This window comes from Bifidobacterium sp. M0353 (assembly GCF_016100645.1).
In the GTDB taxonomy this organism is placed as follows: Bacteria; Actinomycetota; Actinomycetes; order Actinomycetales; family Bifidobacteriaceae; genus Bombiscardovia; species Bombiscardovia choladohabitans.
This window is the reverse complement of the sequence record NZ_JACFSB010000092.1, coordinates 1-296: the sequence shown is the minus strand read 5'-3', so window position 1 is coordinate 296 and position 296 is coordinate 1. Positions and strand designations below refer to the sequence as shown.

Annotated in this window: 1 protein-coding gene; it reads left to right on the top strand. The window is 36.8% G+C overall.

What is annotated here, in order from left to right:
- Positions 1-296 (top strand): hypothetical protein (locus tag H3V04_RS09110; RefSeq protein ID WP_198188290.1); only part of this gene is annotated, 296 nt, incomplete at both ends.

Genomic DNA, 296 nt, shown 5'->3' with positions numbered 1-296 from the left:
ACGATATACAGGAAACAGCTGAAGTTTGTGGTACTGTTTACAACTGCCTAGACCATCATTATGTTCAAATTCAACTGGGACAGCCACCTGAAAGCTATTTGCACTTAATGCAAAAAGAGATAGAAGATAAGTCCAGTGAAAAGTTTAAACGTGCCAAAAATTCAATTAATCACGTTAAAGACTTTGCTGGTTATATTAACAAGGCTCTAAAACTTGAAGGTGAAAACCGTGAACTAGCTTTTAGAAAGCTGGCTAAAGAGCTAGGTGACGAAAAAGAAGACCTAGAAGTTTTCGAA